We start from the raw sequence: 18,030 nt of genomic DNA on the forward strand, positions 1-18,030 counted from the left end.
GAACGCGGCGCGGGAAGCGGCAAAAGACGGAGCGCGGCGAGGTTCGTGACAAATGTCATGGCTTCGGGCGGGACCGATGACGCCGCACACTTACGCGGAAACCGTCGCAGGGGCATGATGATGTCAACGACGAAATCGCGGAACGGAACCGCCACGAGGAGGAACCATGAACATCGTAGCCGTCGACAACTTGGTCAAGCGCTACAACGAGGTGCTGGCGCTCGATCATTTCAGCCTGCACATCGAATCGGGCGAAGTGTTCGGCCTTTTAGGACCGAACGGGTCGGGCAAGACCACCGCCATCAACTGCATCCTGCAGCTGCTGACCTACGACAAGGGCACTATCGAGTTGTTCGGCCAGACCATGCGCCCGTCCAGCTACGATTTGAAGCGCAGGATCGGCATCGTGCCGCAGAACGTGGCCGTGTTCGAGGAGCTGACCGTGCGCGAGAACATCGACTACTTCTGCGCGCTGTATGTGAACGACCGCGCGAAGCGCCGCGACCTTGTTGACGAGGCCATCGCGTTCGTCGGCCTGGAGGACTACGAGAAGTTCCGCCCGCGGAAACTCTCGGGCGGCCTGCTGCGTCGCCTGAACATCGCATGCGGCATCGCGCACAAGCCCGAGCTCATCTTCTTCGACGAGCCTACCGTGGCCGTGGACCCGCAAAGCCGCAACGCCATCCTCGAAGGCATCCAGAATATGAACCGCCAAGGCTCCACCGTGGTGTACACGAGCCACTACATGGAGGAAGTCGAGGAGATCTGCACGCGCATCATGATCATGGACCACGGCCAGGCGCTGGCCACGGGCACGAACGCCGAGCTCAAGGCCATGATCGGCACGGGCGAGAAGATCCAGATCGACGTGCCCGAGCTGGACGAAGCCACGTTGGCGCGCCTGGACGCGTTGCCCCATGTCACCCGCACGCTCTACCGCGAAGGCACGCTGGAACTGGCTTGCCAGAACGGCACGCACAACGTAAGCGACGTGCTGGCCGTGCTGCAGCGTGACGGCGCGCAGTTCGGGCGCATCTACGCCGAGCCGCCGACGCTGAACGACGTGTTCCTCGAGATCACCGGCACCGAGCTGCGCGATTAGGGGGCGGACATCATGTTCAACGTATTCAAAGGCGCACTGCTCGCGCTGGTGCGCGAGAAGAGCGTGTTCATCTGGTCGCTGGCGTTTCCCCTGATCCTGTCCACGATGTTCGTGTTCATGTTCGCGAACCTGGACGAGGCGGGGCAGTTCGAGCCCATCCCCACCGCGGTGGTGGCCGACGAGAACTACGACGCGGCGCCGGGGTTCTCGGAGATGATCGACACGCTGGCGGAGCCGGGAGCCGACCAGATGCTCGACGTGGCGCGCGTAGCCACCGAGCAGGAGGCGCGCGATCTCATGAGCGGAAACGATGCCGCAGGAGCGGGCTACTTCAACATCTCGGGCGATGGAGCGGCCGGGTATTTCACGGTTGACGCCGACGGCATGCCCACCGTGCACGTGAAGGCGGGGGTCACGCCCGACTCGCTGGACAGCGCCTACCAGTCCATCTTGAAGACCATCGGCGACGGATACGTGCGCAACGCGGCGCTCATCGAAGACGTCGCCGCCGAGAACCCCGCCGCGCTGGCCGACATGGCGGCGGTGGAAAAGCTGCTGGACGCCGGCGATCTCACCGAGAAGATCGACGTCACGCAGAACCCGCCCAAAGAATCCGTGCGCTACTTCTTCGCATTGCTGGGCATGGCGGCACTGTTCGGTGGGCAGATCGGGATGATCGCTATCTGCCGCACGCAGCCGAACCTGAGCGCGCTGGGGGCGCGGCGCGCCGTGGGAGCGCTCAGCCGCGCGAAGACGCTGACGGCGACGCTGGCCGCCAGCTGGGTGCTGACGTTCGCCTGCATCGCCATCGCGTATCTGTACATCCGGTTCGTCGCCGGCGTGGATTTCGGCGGACGAGATGCGATATGCATCGCCGTGATCGCCGCCGCGGCCTTGACGGCGACGGCGTTCGGCACGCTGCTGGGCTCGCTGCCGAAGATCGACGAAAGCGTGAAGGGCGGCATGCTGTCCGGCATCGTGTGCTTCGCCTCGCTGTTCGCCGGGCTGTACGGCTCGCCCACGATGAAGCTGGCCGATACCGTGAACGCGGCGGTGCCCGCGGCGCAGCTGGTCAACCCGGCCGTGCAGATATCCCAAGCGTTCTACAGCATCATGTACTACGACACCTACCAGCGCACGATCGAGCACATCCTGATCCTGCTGGCCATGGCTGCGGTACTGTTCGCCGCGTCGGCTCTGTTCATAAGGAGGCAGCGCTATGCAAGTCTTTAAAACCGCGATCAAGACGGTGCTGCGGCACCCGATGTACCTCATCGTGTACGCCGGCTTCCTGAGCATGATGGGCGTGTTCATCGCAAGCGGCCTGACGTTCGGCGGCACGAACGACAGCGAGTTCTCGCCGTACGAGACGAAGTTCGCCGTGATCGATCGCGACGGAAGCGCGCTGTCGGACGGGTTGGCGGCCTACTTGCGGGAGCAGGGCATCGAAGTTCCCATCGAAGACAGCCAGATGGCGTTGCAAGACGCCGTGGCCAAGGGTCAGAGCTCGTACATCCTCATCGTTCCGGAAGGGTTCGGCGACGCGTTCGTGGAAGCCGCGCGCACCGGCGACGAGCTGCCGACGCTCGAGACGGTGTACAGCTTCTACTCCACCGAGGGCAGCCTGATGGACCAGATGGTGAATTCGTACCTGGGCATCGCGGGCGCGTACGCCGGCCTCGAAGGATCGGCTTCGCAGGGCGATATCGTGCAGCACGCAGCCGAGGCCATGGCCGAATCGGCGGAAACGGACAGCGTGGAAGTGGGCGGAACCTCGTCCGAGGCGCAGCGGTTCGTGTTCTTCCTCCAATGGGGCACCTACACCCTGTTCGCCTCCATCATCGTGTGCGTCGGCGTGATGATGACCACGCTCAACCGCACCGATCTGCGCCGACGCAACCTCGTGTCGCCGCTGCCGTCCCTGTCCTACGGGCTGCAGCTGGCGGCGAGCAGCCTGCTGGTCATGACGGCGGTGTGGCTGTGGACGATCTGTTTGGGATTCACCGTGTTCCATGAGGCTACGTCGATGATCAGCGGTCCGGGGCTCGCGCTGATGGTCGCGGCGTCGTTCGTGTTCGCCACGATCCCGCTTTCGGTGGGCTACCTGCTGGGTCAGCTGGGCGTGGGAGAATTCGCCAGCAACGCCTTGGGCAACATCCTGGGCATGGTGATCTCGTTTCTGGGCGGCGCCTGGATATCGTTCGACCTGCTGGATCCGTCCGTGCAAATGCTGGCGCACTTCTCGCCCGCCTACTGGTACACGGGCGCGCTGCAAGCAGCGGCCGACATGGGCGCGGCCACGCCGGAGGCGGTGATACCCATTCTGGAGAACATGGGCGTGATGCTGCTGTTCACGGCGGCGATATTCGCGGTGGCGCTGGTGGCGGGACGGCTGCGCGTGCAGAGCTCGGAAGCCGGGGGCAATGCCGCTGCGGCGCACGCCACGCACGGGTAGGCGCACGAGCGAGGGCGGGAACCGCGTCGGTCGATGGCGAGGGCCCCGCCCTCGCCATCGGTCCGGGAGAACGTTCCTGCCTGACTGCTGGAGTCTAGCCCTCGCGCTACGAAGCCGTTTCCGCGACGCTTTCGAGGCGGTCGCTCTTGCGCGGGCGGCCCGGCTTCGGCGGGTTGTTCAGACGCTCCTTCACGCTGGAAAGGTACACGTAGTTGTCGCGGCCCTGCTTCTTGGCGGCAAGCTGGCCCGAGCAGATCATCTGGCGCACGCGGGCATCGCTCACGCCGAGCAGGTGCGCCGCCATCTTCGTGGTCAGCACGCCCCGCTCGGTATCGACGTCGACCGATAGAGCGACCAGCAGGCCTTCGTGCTCGATCGGGTACGTCGGCTTCGGCAGAGGCTTGTCGAGCTGCAGGTAGTCGTCGATGAGGAGCCAGAGGACTTCCGCAGCCATCGCGACGGCATCTTCCATGTCGTCACCGCAGGTGTAGCCGTTCTCGAAATCGACGAACTGCACGCTATAGCCGTCCAACTCGTTCTCCGTGAAAATCGCAGGATACATGTAACGCATGGTTCGTCCTCTCTCGCGCTTTTTCACACCTCAGCGCCACCGAGCGGTTTTGCGGATGCTCTCCCATAATCCCTTCGGCAGCTCTTTCCGACGAAGCGGCAGCATGATCGTTCGGTCTCCCCGCTTCAGCTTCCGATGAGAGCCTTTGCCTCCTCCGACGTCCTGCCAGCCCTCTCTGAGCAGTCGACGATATATCTCGAACGGTTTCGGCGGCATGCGATCTGCTCCTCTCGAACTATAACTCCAACGTTAGTATTACGCAAGCGTAAGGTTTAGGAAAGCGCGATGCCGTCGTACACGGGAACCGACCATTGCAGGTACGCAACAGTGTTGCCGGTGATGCGGGCCGATCGGGCGGGAGCGCCCTCGCCTGCGGCCGTCGGGTAGGCGCCCGCCTCGCACGTTGCCTCGCGCATGCGGTCGTGCTGCTGGAACCACACGCTGCTCCCCCGATCGAACGAAAGGCGATCGCCGTAGAACAGCTCGCGCGACGGAGGCGGCTCTATGCGGGCGAGCGGCTCGAGCCGCGCCTCGTCAGCGAAAAGCTCTCGGTCGGCGAACAACGCGACGGTGCGATCGGTCAGGGCGTACGAAACCGTCACGCGGTTGCGTCCGTACAGCGAGAGACCCGCCTCGGGCACGATCGAGCCTTCGGCGAAGGGCCGGGTGCACGCGGCGTCGAGGTACCAGCCGTCGAAACCCGCGCAATCGGCCTTCGTCGCCTGGGCCGTCGCCTGGCTGTTCGACCGATACGCGCATCCCGCCTCGACTGACTCCGAGAACACCGCCCCGTCGGCTCCGTCGGCGTAGTAGGCGATGCGCGCATACGGCTGCCATCGCGCATAGTAGGTCGTGCTCGACGCGACGGAAACCCGATCGCCCGTCTTGCCGATCAACGACCCGCCCGAAGGAGCGTCGTACCACCCCTTGAACGTGCAATCGGATTTCGTCCCCGGATCGGGAAGCTCGACGTAACCCTCGTCCCATTGCGCGTAGAGGTTCGTCGTTCCCGTCGTCGCGCGAAGGTTCTTGACGGAGGCCTTGTTCCCGTACGACGAGCCGGTTCCGTCGGCACGCTCGTTCCATGACTTCCAGCCCCAAGTGCAGTCCAGCCGCTTCACGCCTGCCGAGCCTCCCTGCGCGTCGCAGGTGAGCGTGTAGCTGCGTCGGAAACCGTTCGCCGTGAGAGAGCGCGCCGCGTCGTACACGTGCGACGACGACGCGGTGCTGCCGCCCGTCGCGCCGTTGCCGTTGTAGGACACGGTGTAGGATATCGGCTTCCACACTGCGTACAGCGGGATGATGTTCGACCCCGAAGGCGACGGCTGCCCAGCAGCCTCGTCGCGGAAGAACGCCGTCGGGCTGCTTCCCGCCCAATCGTGCGGGATGTTGCTGCACTGCAGAAGGTTCCAGTCTTCGTATCCAATCTTCTGGCCGGGTGCGATGTTCACCGCGCCGTTTTTCGTCGTCGACCACCCCTCGAACGTGTAACCCGTCCTTGTGGGCTTCTGCGACGAGATGTTCGCCGTGGTGCCGATGTACTTGTAGTGCGCAGCCGGCGCGCCGCTTCCGCCGTTCGCGTCGTACTGTATTTTGACGCGCGGCCAGAAATCAACGGACCCGTAGCAATTCAAGCCGTAGTCCGTATTCAGAAGGTATACATGGCAGTACATGAGCGCATCGAACCCGCCGTGCTTCGATATGACGGAGCCTCCCCATCCGTAACCGTAGGTGGCGATGCACCCGAACCCGTTGCCGTTGCCGCTGCCGTCGAGCTTGCCGCTTCCCATCACGGCGCCCGCTCGCGTCCAGCGACCGTTGTCGCCGGTGTACCAGACAAGGTCGTCCTGACCGTTCGCGGCGCTCCATACGGCGAACCGATACGCCTCGATGCGAGAATGGATGCCGCCGGGGGCGTTCCAACTGGGCATGTCGAAGCGCGGTCCGATGGGATCGGAGCCGATGAGCTCGAGGTAGTTCGCTGATGCGTCCGCTCTGATCCAAGCTCGATTGTAGATGGTCTTTGTATCCGTGGTCCTATACGAGTACGCGAACGCCTCGCCCGTCTCCAGGGCGGCGAGGCCGAAGCTGGCTCCCAAAAGCACGGCGGCGGCCAACAGCGTGCGCACCACGCGATGCACCTCACGCTTCATGGTCCGCCTCCCCGCTCTTCCGCTCCAAAGCGCGCTCGAACGCCGCGTTCGCATCGTCCTCGAAGACGAAGCTGCAATCGGCGACGGCGCGCAACTCGTCCTCGGACAGGTCGCGCGCGTCGATCGCCGCGTACGCGATCTCGAGATCGTCGGCTGCGGAAGAGCCCTCGCCGTAGTCGCGCGCGACCGCATCGCCTGCGGCGAGCACGGTGCCGTCGCGCAACATGAGCGACGGGAGCTGCGGGACGATCTCGTACGAACCCGCGCCGAGGTAGGCGGTCTGCACGCCCGACCCCTCGAACACGAGCTGCTCGTCGCAGGTCGCCCCGTCGATCTGCGTACCCGACACGAACACTCCCAGCCCGGTGTTCTCGGACGACCAGCCGTCGCATCGCAAGTTAACCTTCAGTTCGATCGCAGCTCCGTCGACGCCTACGGCATCGACGGAGCGCCCGCACGCCCTCCAGCCGAAGAACGCGACGGACGCCACCACGACCGCAACGACGGCCGCGATGCCGCAGACGACCCGCCTTTCAGGATCCATCCCTTTGTTCGCTCGTCTCACGTGATGCCCCCTCATCCCATCGAATCGTTCAAGAAGTTCAGCAGATTGACCACCGTCGGAACCACGACGAGCGCGACCGTGGGCGGCAGAAAGCACAGCGACAGCACGATATCGAGCTTCGTCGGCATCTTGCGGATGCGCTCCATCGCCTCCGCTTGCGCCGTCTCGCGCGCCAGCGCCGCTTGGACAGCTAGACCCTCCGTCAAGGACGACCCCTGGCTGACCGCCTGCATCAGCTGGGCGGTGAATGCGCTGACGTCCTGGCTGCGGCACCGCTGCCCCAGGTGCTCAAGCGCCTCCTCGCGCGAACGGCCCAGCAGGTTCACCTCCCTGTCGACGAGCGAGAATTCCCGTGCCAGGGGGCCGTCCATGCTTTCCGCGACCTCGCGGAAGCATTGCTCGATCGGAGAGCCTGCCGCGATGGCGATGCCGAGCAGCTCCATCGCGTCGGGCAACGCGAGTTCGATCGCCCTCCTTCGGTTGCGCTCCCTTCGCGATAGCGCCCAGGACGGAGCCATCCATCCGCATGCCGCGCAGCAAGCTGCCGCGCCTGCGAACGCGGGCGGTTCGAAGCCCATGCCCGCGGCGGCGACCCCTGCAAGCCCCGCGCATCCCAACGCGGACACGACGCGGACGCTCCTCCATGTTTCCGGCTCAAGCTCCACGCCCGCTCTGCTCAAACGATCGCGGCTCGATTCGACGTCGGCGCGCGTGAGCGGAACGCGTTTATCGAGAAACGCAGCGAACGCACCGAAAGCCTCGGTTGCACGACGGCGCCGCGACGCGCCGCCCGCACGGTGGCCATCCTTCGAGGCGCTCGCCGCCGATGGCGCGACGACGTCGCGACGCGCGGGAGCCGCGTAGCGCACGAACGCTTCGTAAGCGGCGAGCCCGCCTATCGCCCCCAGAACGAGCATCGCGCAAACCGCCGCGCCCGCTCCGCCCGCGATCACCTTCGGCTCCGATCCATCGCCGTGATGCGCTGGCAGGCGAACAGCCCGAACGCCTCCGAGCACCCCGCGACACCCAGCACGATCCAACCAAGCGGCTGTTCCCGATAGAACTGCGAGAAGTCGGCATTCGTCGTGAACATGATGAAAAAGATCGCCGGCATGGCGAGCGCGACGAACCATTTCGCCAAGCGCGTGCCCGCAAGCTCGGTCTTCAGTTCGCGCGACGTGCGCAGCCGCGCTGCAGCATGCGCGGCGATCAGGTCGAGCACGGGCGCGACCGCGCCGCCGAACCGCTGCTGAATCCTGACGGCCGCGGCGAGCGAGCGCACGTCGGGGCTGTCGGTTCGGCGCGCCATGCGCTCGAACGCCGTCGCGAGCGTCGTCCCGTACGCCGTGTCGGCCAGCACGCGGGCGAGCTCTTCGCGAAGCGGATCCTCGACGTGCGACGCGGCCGTGCGCAGCGCGCGCTCGAGCGTGAGCGAGCTGCGCACGCTGGCCGCGATCTGGGGAAGCGCGCGGGCGAGCTGCCGGTCGAGCAGCTCCCTGCGCCGTAAGCGCCGCACATGCAGCCGCACGCCCGCCGTCGCGAGGGCCGCGGCGCCGACGACCGCCCCGATCCCCGGATCTCCCGTCAACGCCGCGGCAAGCGAAAGCGAGACGAAGGCGATAGCCGCGACGCCCGCCGCCCAGTTCGCAGCCGGTGTCTCGACCCCCGCTTCATGCAGCGCGCGGGCGAGCCTCGGAAGCTTCGGCTTCTTCCGTTCCGTCGCGGCGGCCTCGCCCGCTTCGTAGAGACCGCGATCGCTCAGCACCCGACCGCGATACGCCGCGCGCTCCTGCCGCACGAGCGCGTACGCCCAAGCGCCCGCCGCAGCGCATGCCGCCACCAGCGCCCAAGGCAACACGAGTCCTATCATGCTTCAGCCCTCCTCATCGATCGAAAAACCAAGCGGGGTCGTACCATACGCCCGATGCGCGCATGCGCTCCTTGATGCGCTGGGGCTGCACGCCGCACGCGCGCCACTCGCCCGCGACGGCGCCGTACGCATCGACGCCCTCGACGTCGAAAACGAACAGCTCGGCACGCGGGATGACGAGGCTCCCTTCGGGAAGCGGATCGATCGCCACGATGCTGGTCACTCGGCGGGCCCCGTCCTGCATGCGTTCGACGTGCACGACGAGGCCGCCCTGCAACGACTCGGCAATCTGCTGGACGATGACCTCGCGGCTGAGGTCGCCGTCGGCGTAGCCCACCATCGTCCTCAAGCGGCTGATGGCGTTGCCCGGATCGTTGGCATGCACCGTCGTCATCGAGCCCGGATGATCGGTCTGCATCGCCTGCAGCATGTCGTACGCCTCCGCGCCGCGGCACTCGCCGACGATGATGCGATCGGGACGACGACGCAGCGACAACGCCACCAGCTCGCGCATGCTCACCGATCCCTCGCCCTCCGTGTTCGCCTCGCGCGTTTGCATCCGCTCCACATGCGGCGTTTGCAGGCGCAGCTCGGGCGTGTCCTCGATGGTGATCACCCGCTCGTCGGGAGGGATGAACCCAGAGAGAGCGCCCAAGAGGGTGGTCTTGCCCGATCCGGTGCCTCCCGATATCACAAGCGGGCAGCGCGCCTGCACCGCCGCGCGAAGGAACTGCGACATCCCGTCGGTCAGCATACCCATGCGCACGAGATCCTCCATGCCCAGCATGCTCGACGAGAACGTGCGCACGTTGAGCGCCGGCCCGTCCGGCGCGATGGGCGGCACCACGTAGGTGGCGCGCGCCCGGCCTCCCGGCAGCATCGCGCAGCCCATGGCGTGCGCGTCGTCGCATCGCTTGCCCGACTGTTCGGCGATCTTGTTGATGATGCGACGCACGTGCTCCGCATCGTCGAACTCCACATCGGGACGGTACTCGATGCGCCCGGCACGCTCCACGTACACGATGGGGGCGCGAAAAGGCAGCGCCGGATCGTCCAGGTCGATGCCGCCGCCGTTGACCATGATCTCGGTGACGGATTCGTCCTCCAGCAGTCGCTGGAGCGGCCCGTAGCGGAGAAAGTCGTCGATCATCGCACTCGCAAGCCCCTCGAACTCGTACGGGGGTAGCGAAATGCCCGACTCGCTCGCAATCTCCTCCACGAGCCGGCGGATGAGCGCCTCGACCGCGTCAGAGCCGACGGCATCGCCGCGCAGCCGCACGGCCGCCTCGTCGCGCACGGCTCTCTTGAGCGCGCGCTCAGTCGTCCTGTCCATCGGCGCCCGCCTCCTCGAACGCATCGTCGGCAGCCACGAGAACGAGGCTGACCCTCCCTGCGAACTGGGCTTCGCGCACCGCGTCAGCCTCCTCGGGCGACACTTCCACCGTGACGGAGGCGGAACCGCTCTGCACGCCGGTTGCATCGTCGCCCACCGCAACGACGCGGGCGCGCTCGCACACCGTCTCGAGGAACGCCTCGCCTGCCGACGCGCCCTCCGCAGACACGATGCGCACCGTGTCGTAGGGCCGCACGTGGCCCGCGAGCCCGGTCTCCACGTCCACCGCGAGCGTCACCGCCTGCAAGCCCGCTCTCAGCTCGGCCGAGAGGCGATCGCCTCCCATCCCCGTCACGAACGACGAGGACAGCTGCGTTCCCGCCGGGATATCGACGATCGCACGCCCTCCCGCAACAAGCCCCTCGGCATCGAGCGCCTCGCCGCCGAGCGCCGAAGCCGCCCGGTACGTTGCGGGAACGTCCTGCACGGTAACGGCCTCGGCCGTGATAGCGTCGCCCGCGCGGATGTCCGCGGCAGCCACCAGCGTGGGGAGCGCGCCGGCCGTGGCGTGCTCCACCGCCGCGCGCGACGCGGCGGCGGACCATACGCCGTACGAAACCGACACCGCCGTCAACGCTACCGAGACGGCGACGATCGTCGCCAGCCGTTTGACCCGGACGGTATCCCCTTTCCGCGGCTTGGATATCGCAGGCTTCGCGCGATCCGCCGCTGCAGCCGGCATCGACGCTGCAGCCGACGCGCCTCCCCGAAGCGTCCCGTATCCCGTTCGGCCTCCTCCGACGCTTCCAGCCGCCGGGCCTTCGTCCGTTTCACGCCGCGAAGCCCGCGCTGCGAAGCCTCCGCCCCACGCCGTCGCATCACCGCCGTTGCCGCCCATCACCATAATCGGTTCCTCTCTCTCGTTTCCGCCGGATCGAACCGGCCTATTTCCCGCTCTCGGCCAACGTTGCCCGCGCCGCTTCGGCAAGCTCCGCCGGAAAGGCGTCGAGCGAGTTCAGCGCCTCGTACGTCCATGAGCCCGCAGTCGCTCCCGCCGGGTAGTCGTATCGTCCGCAGCGCCTCGTTTCCGGCCGCCACACCTTTTCCCCGGCATAGGGCATCGCCGTCAGCACCCGGTACGACGCCACCGGCAGCCCTTCGATGCCGTACCCGCGCGCGAACACCGTGGGAGACTCCTCCTCGAACTGCATCCCGACGACCCAGTGGCGCTCCGTCGAAGAGGCGCTCGCCTCCGGCGTTTCGTAGAACCACACGGACGCCTTCCCCTCGAACCCCGCATCGCGCGCGGTGCGGACGACGCGGTCGGCCACCATGCGGCCCGGATCGTCCGCGTTTTTCGCCACGAGCGCGAACGATGCGTCCATGCAGGCTGCCCGCGCCGCATCGAGCGCGTTCTCTTGGCGCGCCTTCGCCGCGTAGGCGATGCCCTGATCGACGGAGAACGCCAACACGGCGAACAGCGCGAGAGCCGCCACCAGAACGAGCGGCAGCGCGGATCCGCGCTCGTCCCGACGATCACTTGCGTTCATAGCCCCTCCTGCCTGATCTCTATCGCACGCCCATCCACGAACGAGCAGCGCACGTGACGCTTCAGCACGCGGCCCGCCAGACCGGGCAGATCGGCGACGGCGGGCAGCAGATAGCTCACGTCGTACGATGCCTCGATCACTGTGGACTGCTCTTCGATGGCTCCTCCGTCGCGCACGGGCTGCTCCCGCTTCGTCCGCTCGCTCGTCCAGCTGACGTGCTCCACATGCAGGCGAGCGGGGTCGAGCTGGGTCGACGCGCCCAGGATGCCCTCTTCGACGAACCGCTCCTTGTTCGCCGCCAGCTCGAACCCCGCGGCATCGAGCTGGCGGCACGCGCGCGTGATCTCGGACGACAGCTGGCTGGCCGCAAGCGTCATGCCCGCAAGCTGCACGATCGAGAACACCACCGCCAACAGCAGCGGCAGCACGATCACGAACTGGACCACTTCGCTTCCCCGCTCGCCCCTCATCACCACGCGCCTCCTTCCACCGTTGCGTCGGCCGCGCCGCGAACCTGGGCGCGGAACGCGAACCGACCGGATCCCTCGCCTCCGCTCGACAGCCCCGCGCCGAGCGGCGTGAGGTACGCGCCCTCGAGCACGAGCGCGACCTCGACCGGCCGCGATCGGGCGAACGACGTTCGTTCGTCGTACGCATCCGTCCTCTCGTTGTAGAACCGATGCTCGTAAGGGCGATCCTCGAACTCGCCATAGCGAACCGAGACGTCCAGATGCAGATCGTCGCGGTCGAGCGCCGGCGCCGCAGCGAAAGCCGCCTCGCGCAGCTGCGATTCCGCGACATCGCCCGCAGGATGACCCGATGCCGCCTCGCATACCGCATGCGCTGCGTCGTCGAGCGCCATGGACAGGAACACAGAGCGCCCCAGATCGACCACTGCGAACAGGAACAGGAGCAGCAGGGGCAGCGCGATGACGAACGCCACGACGCTGCCGCCCCGTTCCGAGCGTCCTTTACGCCGCACCGGACGTGATCTTCGAGAACATGTCGGTCACCGAGGTTCCCGCTTTCGTGATGGCGGTTTGGATGTTGCCCTGCAGCAACAGCAGCGCAGCCCCCAAACCCACCGCGAACCCCAGCACGATGACCGTCTGCACGATCTCGGAACCGCCGTCCTCCTCGCCCACGACGAGCAACGCCCTGACCTTGTCCAATCTCGATGCCGTGTTTTTCTTGATCATGTTCATGCTCAACTCCTTTTCATCGATTCATCCCATACCGTGCAGGCACGCGCACGCGCCTCCGACCAGCCATGCCGCAAGAAACGGCGCCATCGGGATACCGCTTCTCCACGAGAGCTTTCCCGCGGCGATGCCCGCCAGCGAGAACGCCGCCGCGCCGCCGTAGCAAAGCGCCGCCCCCAGCGGCGTCGCGACGCCGCTGGCAAGCGAAAGCGCCGCCATGCACCGCACGTCGCCGTAGCCCACGGGCGTGCGCCCCGCCCCTCCGAACAGCCGGTTCAGCGCGAGGCAGCACAGCACCGCGAACACGGCGAAGGCGCAACCGGCCAGCACGCCCTCAAGCCCCGCGGTCGACGCCTGGAAGACGACGCCCGCCGCCGCGAGGGCCGCGCACGCCTCGAGCGGCACGATCCTCGCCTGCAGATCGCATATCACGGCCGCAGCCATGGCCGTCGCCGCTACCGCCAACGCCGCCGCGACCAGAGGCGAACCTGCGCACCACGCGACGGCGCAGCCGAACGCCGTTCCGACGAGGGCGCCAAGGCAGCGATGCCATCGTTTCGCTCGAAACGAGCAGCGCGCTTCCTGATCGGCCTCGCTGCGCGAAGGCTCGGACGCGCCAGCCGCGCATCCCGCCTCGATCAGCGCCTGCAGCCGCTCGCGGGGAAGGCTCCCCGCCTGGGCGTCGCGCAGCGCCTGAGCCCGCCACAGGCCCAGCGACCCCTCGGCTCCTGCCGCGCGCGGCGAAGGCTCCCGGAGGGGATGCGCCTGCTTGAACGCCCGATAGGCGTCGAGCGAATCCCACCACCACGAGCGAGCGCGGCGATAGGCGCGTCCCAGGAGCACGGAAGCCGACCATGGCACGAAGAACGCGCCGATCAGCCCGCCCGCGCATCCGGCCGCGAGGACGAGCGCGATCGGGGCCGTCACGAGCGGCCTGCCGCGCTCGCCGACGCGTGGTTCTCCGACGGCGCATCGCGCGCATGGGTGCCGCGCGGAACCCGCCGCCCGCCGTCGCCGGCCCCTCCCGCCTCGTCGCTCGGCTGGAACCGCACGACCACTCCGCCTTCCCGACCGTCCGCTTCCATCACGGGCGCATATCCCGGCAACTCGAACCGAACGGTCCACCCCGCCCCGTCGCGCGGCGGCGCTTTCGGCTCAGCGGGAGCCGCCTTGGGACGAAGCGTCGGACAGTGCCCCGTTCCAGGCGACGACGGCATCGTCGGCATCGCGACGTTCGGACGGACGGGCTCCTCCCCGTAGCGATGCAGGCAGCCGAAGCACACCTCGGCGTCGTCGAACGCGCGAGCCCCGCAAGTCGGACACGTTTTCATTTCCGATCTCCTTTCATGCAAACCACTCCCACGCGATCGCCCGCCGTGAACCACGGGGTCGCGCAGGACGAGAACCTCTCCACAACCGCCTCTGCGCTTTTGTTGCGCAGCCTCCGGCACGGTCCCACGTCGCGATGGGCTTCGAGCACCAGCCCCTGCGCGTCGACGAACGCGATGTCGAGGCGATGGCGCATGCCCGCCGTGTGCACGTCGTTGCACGGCGCGAGCAGCAGCGCCCCGGCATGCTCGGGCGAGAACAGCAGCCCCTTCGCCTTGCGGCGAAAGCGTGCGGCTATCAGCAACGGCCGCCCAACGCGCGCGTCCCCTTCGGGACCAGACGCACCGAGCGACGGATCTTTCGGTTCCACCATGACGTCACGCTCCTTCCTCCGTCGTGTAGCGCACGACGACGCTGGTCGATCCGCCTGCGTCCACGCAGGCGACGAACATCCATCGATACCGGCCGTCATCCTTCACGAACGACTCGCTTCCTTCGTTTCCGCTGCGCACCCCGCTCCATCCTTTGGCGAGCAACTCCCCCTCGATCGCAGCGAGCGCGTCCGCAACGTCGTCCGAGCGGGTGAAGCCCAGCACGCCGCTGCGCTCGTCGACCCGCACGTCCTGTCGTCCTTCGAGCCGCAACGCTTCGTCCTCGAAGCCCGCAGGAGGACCGGCGCCGCTCGATTCGGCCGTCGTCCGCATCGCTTCGTGCAGCACGCTCGGCCGATCTGCTTGCGCGAACGCGAGCGCCAGCGCGCACCCCGCAACGAGCGCAGCCACGACCGCCCAAGCGCGCCTGCGGCGACGGGCGCCCACCGTCGACCCGCTCACAGCAGCACCCCCGGCTTGTAACAGTCGACCGCGATGCTGGCCGCATGCTTCAGCGGCGGCAGGGCGATCCCGAACACCGTCGACCGCAGCCCCAAACCGAACAGCGTGGGCATGTACTCCAGGGTGCCCGTGAAGCGCGTATGACCCCCCGAAACCCCCTCCGCCGACACGCGCACCGTCTCGTTCTCCGCATCGAACGCGGCAGACAGCGCCGTCTGCACCAGGGCGCTGCTCTGCTCGATACCCTGGCCCGCGGCAGGCGACGTCGCATGCACGCGCACCGCGTCGCGGAAGACGTTGTCGAACGCGGCGCATTCCGAGAAGAACGCGAGCGCGTTCACCGCGATGACCGCGACGATGATCAGCACCGGAAACGCCGCCGCGAGCTCGACCGTCATCTGACCCCGTTCGTCGCACGTTCGCATCACTCCCATACCCGCACCCCCGTCACCTGCGCGTATACGCCGCGCAATCCGTCAGCCGCCCGTTGCACCAGGTCGGCAGCAGCGTCCTTCGCCGTCTGCGGCAACGCGACCTTCACCGGGAACGACGGGCCGCCGTCCCACAGCTCGATCTCGGCTATCTCGATGGTGCCGTCGAACCCCTGGATGCCTTCGACAACCTCGGCTTCCACCGTTCCCACGATCGAGGCGAACACGTCGTTCGACCCGAGCGGATGCTCGATCGCCTGCTCCTTGAGCGAGAGCAGCCGCGCGCCGAACGCCCCCTCGTCGCGCTCGGCGACATGCGCCGAATTCACCAACACCGGCTTGAGCGCGTCGAGTTCGGCCGGAGCGAGCCCCGCGGCCCGCACGGCCTCGCGCAGGGCACCTGCCGCCCACGCGCCCAACCCGCTGGCCCCCGCGAGAGGCAGCCCATCCAACGCCGACGAGACGGAATCGTCGAGCGCCTCTTGGCCCTGCGCGTACGCGTCCAGCAAGCCGGACCAGCAGTCGAGCACCGTTCCCAGCGCACCCACGGCCGCCCCTCCCTGGCCCTTCACGCCGTCCAGCAGCGACGACACCACGGTGGCGCCTTCGTCGGACGAGTCGGCGACGAGCGTGGCGGCCGAAACCGCCGCCCGCACGCCGAGCGCGCCCCCTCCCCGCACGAACGAGCTGTCGAAACCGCTCGATGCGGCGACGCTTGCCGTGTTCGCGACCAGCGCGACCACGCCGTAGCGTCCCGGCGGCTGCGCCGAGATGCGCTTGCCCGCCACCTTGGCGAGCGCGTCCTTCACCTCGCCGAACAAGCCGCCCGCACGCCGCTTCACCTCGTCCGCCAGCGGATCCAGCTCAGCCCGGGCCTCCTCGTACTCGCCGGCCGCCTTCGCCACGGCTTCGTAGTGGTACTCGAAGCCGTTGTCGATGGACGACGAGGCGGCCGCTACCTTGCCCATGCTGGCCGCCGAGAAGCCGCATTCCGCGCACTCGGCGAACGGCTCCGCCTCCGTCTGAGCGATCGACACGAGGCTTCCCGCCCCGGCCGCCGCAGGACATCCGACCCACGCATGAGCCGTGGTTCGACCTTCCTCGTCCACCGTGCAAGGGTACGCGGCCTCGGTGTACAGCGCCGTCGACCTCATCTCCTCCGTGTTCTTCGGAAGGCGCGGAAACCACGCGTCGAAGGAATCGGCGCCTTCATGGACGTACCCGCGCCCCACCTCGTCGGCGGCGAAGGCGTAGAACCGCTTGCGCAGCGCCGAGCGCGCCTGCTCCTCCACCGAGCCGTCCGCCGGGGCCTCCACGGCGAGTCGCCGCGGATAGTAGGCTTGCGCGCGCTTGAGCGCCACGGAGAACGACCAGGCGTCAACGCTTCTGAACAGCGGGTTCTCCGATCCGCTCATGCCTGCCAATGCAGAGGCGCGCTCGTACATGCAATAGGACGGATCGAGGCCGCAGTCGTGCTCGAATGCACGGCGCTTCGCTTCATTGGCCCGCTCGGCGGCGCGCTCGGCCTCGTCGGCCGCCTGCCGCACCTCGCCGGCCTCGTCGCCCACCGCCTCGGCCACGTCTTCGAGCTCGGCCGCGCCGTCCACCGCGATCTTCTTCCCCGAAGCGGGCACGAGAAGCGCGAGCGCCACGTAGCTCGACGAAGCCCCGTTGTTCGCCGACGCCACCGATGCCGCGTTCGCCGCGACGAGGAACGGCAGCAGCCGTTGCAGGCGGTCGAGCCCATCGGCCGCCTTCTCGGCGAACCGGTCGCGCGCATGGGCCACGTCGCGCCCCGCTTTCAGCAGGGTCTCGGATGCGGAGGCGGTGGCCGGCGTGCACAGCGCGGCCACGCCCAGCCCCGTCGCCACGAGACTGGTCAGCGAAAGCGACAGCACCGCCGCATCGCACACCCGCACGACGATCATGAACTCGGCCACCTCGTTCTGCGCGGCCAGAGCCGCCGCGTCGGCCACGTTCTGCACCTCCGACGAGGCCGAGCCCACCCGGTACGCCTGCCCCGCCGAGAACACGAGCGCAAGCGTCACCAGCAGCGCCAGCACCATGCCCACCGTCGTCATGCCCTCTTCGTCGTGGAACGCATCGAACATCATGACGCCCACGCCCCGATCCATCCCGCCGGGTCGCCGCCCGCATCGAACGAGCGCGCCCACGACGGCTGCGTCGACTGCTCCGCCGTCACCCGCACTTCGAGGTTGCCGTTGCCGTTCACGATGCCGAGCAAAGCGCCGCCTGCATCCAGCAGCGGCAGCGGACGAGCCTCGTTCGCGATGGTGACGCGCACCACGTCCGAGCGCTCGTCGCCTTCGAACCGGATATCCCAGCTGCACGCGCCTTCGTGCACGTGGAAGCAGGAGACGGGAGGGATCGCTCCCAGGCGGTGGCGGACGAACGCCTCGCAGCTCTCGGCCATGTCGCCCACCGCAGCGGTTTTGGTCGCCAGCAGCCGGCACCCCTCCGACGCGGCCGCCTGCATCACCAGCCGGTCGTACAAAAGGATGCCCGGCTGCATCAGCAGCAGGAGCCCGACGAACAGCACCGGCAGCAGAAACGCCGCCTCCACCGTGGCCTGGCCCGATTCGCACGTCCGTCGCATGTCCGCTCCCTCCTTTCCG

Annotated in this window: 22 protein-coding genes; 3 read left to right on the forward strand and 19 right to left on the reverse strand. The window is 67.8% G+C overall.

The features are described 5' to 3' along the window. The first annotated feature begins 166 nt into the window (after window positions 1-166). From GT590_RS03715 to GT590_RS03725, 3 genes are read left to right on the forward strand one after another with little or no spacing between them, the layout of a single operon-like run. Window positions 167-1,102 (forward strand): ABC transporter ATP-binding protein, encoded by a 936-nt coding sequence (locus GT590_RS03715; protein WP_009306174.1) that lies wholly within the window; start codon window positions 167-169, stop codon window positions 1,100-1,102. A 12-nt stretch (window positions 1,103-1,114) separates the two neighbouring features. Then, window positions 1,115-2,335, forward strand: a complete 1,221-nt coding sequence (locus GT590_RS03720; RefSeq protein WP_009306173.1) for an ABC transporter permease — start codon at window positions 1,115-1,117, stop codon at window positions 2,333-2,335. Then, the gene (locus tag GT590_RS03725; protein WP_009306172.1) at window positions 2,322-3,557 is read left to right on the forward strand and encodes an ABC transporter permease; all 1,236 of its coding nucleotides are present in this window, start codon (window positions 2,322-2,324) and stop codon (window positions 3,555-3,557) included. The genes GT590_RS03720 and GT590_RS03725 overlap by 14 nt, the downstream gene beginning before the upstream one ends. Window positions 3,558-3,663: 106 nt before the next feature. On the opposite strand, the gene GT590_RS03730 is transcribed toward GT590_RS03725, so the two are convergent. From GT590_RS03730 to GT590_RS03820, 19 genes are read right to left on the reverse strand one after another with little or no spacing between them, the layout of a single operon-like run. Beyond that, window positions 3,664-4,128: a helix-turn-helix domain-containing protein gene (locus GT590_RS03730; protein WP_009306171.1), complete on the reverse strand. Its 465-nt coding sequence runs from the start codon at window positions 4,126-4,128 to the stop codon at window positions 3,664-3,666. Window positions 4,129-4,158: 30 nt separating this feature from the next. After that, window positions 4,159-4,344, reverse strand: a complete 186-nt coding sequence (locus tag GT590_RS03735; RefSeq protein ID WP_009306170.1) for a type II toxin-antitoxin system HicA family toxin — start codon at window positions 4,342-4,344, stop codon at window positions 4,159-4,161. Between the two features lie 56 nt (window positions 4,345-4,400). Further along, entirely contained in the window at window positions 4,401-6,281 is a 1,881-nt protein-coding gene (locus tag GT590_RS03740; RefSeq protein ID WP_009608183.1) for an InlB B-repeat-containing protein, read from the reverse strand. Beyond that, window positions 6,271-6,846, reverse strand: coding sequence for a hypothetical protein (locus GT590_RS03745; RefSeq protein WP_226844565.1), 576 nt, complete (start codon window positions 6,844-6,846; stop codon window positions 6,271-6,273). The genes GT590_RS03740 and GT590_RS03745 overlap by 11 nt, the downstream gene beginning before the upstream one ends. 11 nt (window positions 6,847-6,857) lie before the next feature. After that, the gene (locus GT590_RS03750) at window positions 6,858-7,799 is read right to left on the reverse strand and encodes a type II secretion system F family protein (RefSeq protein WP_114516684.1); all 942 of its coding nucleotides are present in this window, start codon (window positions 7,797-7,799) and stop codon (window positions 6,858-6,860) included. After that, a complete protein-coding gene (locus tag GT590_RS03755) occupies window positions 7,796-8,716 on the reverse strand; it encodes a type II secretion system F family protein (protein ID WP_114516685.1) in 921 nt (306 codons plus the stop codon). The genes GT590_RS03750 and GT590_RS03755 overlap by 4 nt, the downstream gene beginning before the upstream one ends. Window positions 8,717-8,729: 13 nt before the next feature. Beyond that, on the reverse strand, window positions 8,730-10,049 hold the full coding sequence (locus tag GT590_RS03760) for a CpaF family protein (protein ID WP_114516686.1): 1,320 nt from the start codon (window positions 10,047-10,049) through the stop codon (window positions 8,730-8,732). Then, the gene (gene cpaB, locus GT590_RS03765; RefSeq protein ID WP_161170909.1) at window positions 10,033-10,953 is read right to left on the reverse strand and encodes a Flp pilus assembly protein CpaB; all 921 of its coding nucleotides are present in this window, start codon (window positions 10,951-10,953) and stop codon (window positions 10,033-10,035) included. Before cpaB ends, GT590_RS03760 begins: the two co-directional genes overlap by 17 nt. 40 nt (window positions 10,954-10,993) lie before the next feature. Further along, window positions 10,994-11,599, reverse strand: a complete 606-nt coding sequence (locus tag GT590_RS03770) for a hypothetical protein (RefSeq protein ID WP_114516688.1) — start codon at window positions 11,597-11,599, stop codon at window positions 10,994-10,996. Beyond that, a complete protein-coding gene (locus GT590_RS03775; protein WP_086414955.1) occupies window positions 11,596-12,069 on the reverse strand; it encodes a TadE/TadG family type IV pilus assembly protein in 474 nt (157 codons plus the stop codon). Before GT590_RS03775 ends, GT590_RS03770 begins: the two co-directional genes overlap by 4 nt. Beyond that, entirely contained in the window at window positions 12,069-12,542 is a 474-nt protein-coding gene (locus tag GT590_RS03780) for a TadE/TadG family type IV pilus assembly protein (protein ID WP_009608061.1), read from the reverse strand. The genes GT590_RS03775 and GT590_RS03780 overlap by 1 nt, the downstream gene beginning before the upstream one ends. Window positions 12,543-12,570: 28 nt before the next feature. Further along, the gene (locus GT590_RS03785; RefSeq protein WP_009306161.1) at window positions 12,571-12,804 is read right to left on the reverse strand and encodes a hypothetical protein; all 234 of its coding nucleotides are present in this window, start codon (window positions 12,802-12,804) and stop codon (window positions 12,571-12,573) included. Between the two features lie 21 nt (window positions 12,805-12,825). After that, window positions 12,826-13,728 carry a prepilin peptidase gene (locus GT590_RS03790; RefSeq protein WP_114516690.1) on the reverse strand — a complete coding sequence of 301 codons (903 nt, stop codon included), beginning with the start codon at window positions 13,726-13,728 and terminating at the stop codon, window positions 12,826-12,828. Next, a complete protein-coding gene (locus GT590_RS03795) occupies window positions 13,725-14,132 on the reverse strand; it encodes a hypothetical protein (RefSeq protein WP_114516691.1) in 408 nt (135 codons plus the stop codon). The genes GT590_RS03790 and GT590_RS03795 overlap by 4 nt, the downstream gene beginning before the upstream one ends. Further along, the gene (locus tag GT590_RS03800) at window positions 14,129-14,503 is read right to left on the reverse strand and encodes a DUF192 domain-containing protein (RefSeq protein WP_009306158.1); all 375 of its coding nucleotides are present in this window, start codon (window positions 14,501-14,503) and stop codon (window positions 14,129-14,131) included. Before GT590_RS03800 ends, GT590_RS03795 begins: the two co-directional genes overlap by 4 nt. A 4-nt stretch (window positions 14,504-14,507) precedes the next feature. Next, the gene (locus GT590_RS03805; protein ID WP_227101177.1) at window positions 14,508-14,963 is read right to left on the reverse strand and encodes a hypothetical protein; all 456 of its coding nucleotides are present in this window, start codon (window positions 14,961-14,963) and stop codon (window positions 14,508-14,510) included. Beyond that, window positions 14,960-15,397, reverse strand: coding sequence for a hypothetical protein (locus GT590_RS03810; protein WP_240133127.1), 438 nt, complete (start codon window positions 15,395-15,397; stop codon window positions 14,960-14,962). Before GT590_RS03810 ends, GT590_RS03805 begins: the two co-directional genes overlap by 4 nt. After that, entirely contained in the window at window positions 15,388-17,508 is a 2,121-nt protein-coding gene (locus GT590_RS03815) for a molybdenum cofactor biosynthesis enzyme (RefSeq protein ID WP_227791306.1), read from the reverse strand. Before GT590_RS03815 ends, GT590_RS03810 begins: the two co-directional genes overlap by 10 nt. Continuing rightward, window positions 17,505-18,011 (reverse strand): TadE/TadG family type IV pilus assembly protein, encoded by a 507-nt coding sequence (locus tag GT590_RS03820; RefSeq protein WP_161170911.1) that lies wholly within the window; start codon window positions 18,009-18,011, stop codon window positions 17,505-17,507. Before GT590_RS03820 ends, GT590_RS03815 begins: the two co-directional genes overlap by 4 nt. Window positions 18,012-18,030: the final 19 nt, after the last annotated feature.

Origin of the sequence: Eggerthella sp. BIOML-A1 (genome assembly GCF_009875595.1) — a bacterium.
Taxonomy (GTDB): Bacteria; Actinomycetota; Coriobacteriia; order Coriobacteriales; family Eggerthellaceae; genus Eggerthella; species Eggerthella lenta.

Excerpts from the sequence above, each read along its gene's own strand:
- GT590_RS03775 (WP_086414955.1), bottom strand. The coding sequence starts at position 12,069 with ATGAGGGGCGAGCGGGGAAGCGAAGTGGTCCAGTTCGTGATCGTGCTG.
- GT590_RS03735 (WP_009306170.1), bottom strand. The coding sequence starts at position 4,344 with ATGCCGCCGAAACCGTTCGAGATATATCGTCGACTGCTCAGAGAGGGC.
- GT590_RS03720 (WP_009306173.1), top strand. The coding sequence starts at position 1,115 with ATGTTCAACGTATTCAAAGGCGCACTGCTCGCGCTGGTGCGCGAGAAG.
- GT590_RS03725 (WP_009306172.1), top strand. The coding sequence starts at position 2,322 with ATGCAAGTCTTTAAAACCGCGATCAAGACGGTGCTGCGGCACCCGATG.
- GT590_RS03795 (WP_114516691.1), bottom strand. The coding sequence starts at position 14,132 with ATGAAAACGTGTCCGACTTGCGGGGCTCGCGCGTTCGACGACGCCGAG.
- GT590_RS03755 (WP_114516685.1), bottom strand. The coding sequence starts at position 8,716 with ATGATAGGACTCGTGTTGCCTTGGGCGCTGGTGGCGGCATGCGCTGCG.
- GT590_RS03785 (WP_009306161.1), bottom strand. The coding sequence starts at position 12,804 with ATGAACATGATCAAGAAAAACACGGCATCGAGATTGGACAAGGTCAGG.
- GT590_RS03770 (WP_114516688.1), bottom strand. The coding sequence starts at position 11,599 with ATGAACGCAAGTGATCGTCGGGACGAGCGCGGATCCGCGCTGCCGCTC.
- GT590_RS03810 (WP_240133127.1), bottom strand. The coding sequence starts at position 15,397 with ATGGGAGTGATGCGAACGTGCGACGAACGGGGTCAGATGACGGTCGAG.
- GT590_RS03715 (WP_009306174.1), top strand. The coding sequence starts at position 167 with ATGAACATCGTAGCCGTCGACAACTTGGTCAAGCGCTACAACGAGGTG.
- GT590_RS03760 (WP_114516686.1), bottom strand. The coding sequence starts at position 10,049 with ATGGACAGGACGACTGAGCGCGCGCTCAAGAGAGCCGTGCGCGACGAG.
- GT590_RS03815 (WP_227791306.1), bottom strand. The coding sequence starts at position 17,508 with ATGATGTTCGATGCGTTCCACGACGAAGAGGGCATGACGACGGTGGGC.
- GT590_RS03820 (WP_161170911.1), bottom strand. The coding sequence starts at position 18,011 with ATGCGACGGACGTGCGAATCGGGCCAGGCCACGGTGGAGGCGGCGTTT.
- GT590_RS03740 (WP_009608183.1), bottom strand. The coding sequence starts at position 6,281 with ATGAAGCGTGAGGTGCATCGCGTGGTGCGCACGCTGTTGGCCGCCGCC.
- cpaB (WP_161170909.1), bottom strand. The coding sequence starts at position 10,953 with ATGGTGATGGGCGGCAACGGCGGTGATGCGACGGCGTGGGGCGGAGGC.
- GT590_RS03730 (WP_009306171.1), bottom strand. The coding sequence starts at position 4,128 with ATGCGTTACATGTATCCTGCGATTTTCACGGAGAACGAGTTGGACGGC.
- GT590_RS03800 (WP_009306158.1), bottom strand. The coding sequence starts at position 14,503 with ATGGTGGAACCGAAAGATCCGTCGCTCGGTGCGTCTGGTCCCGAAGGG.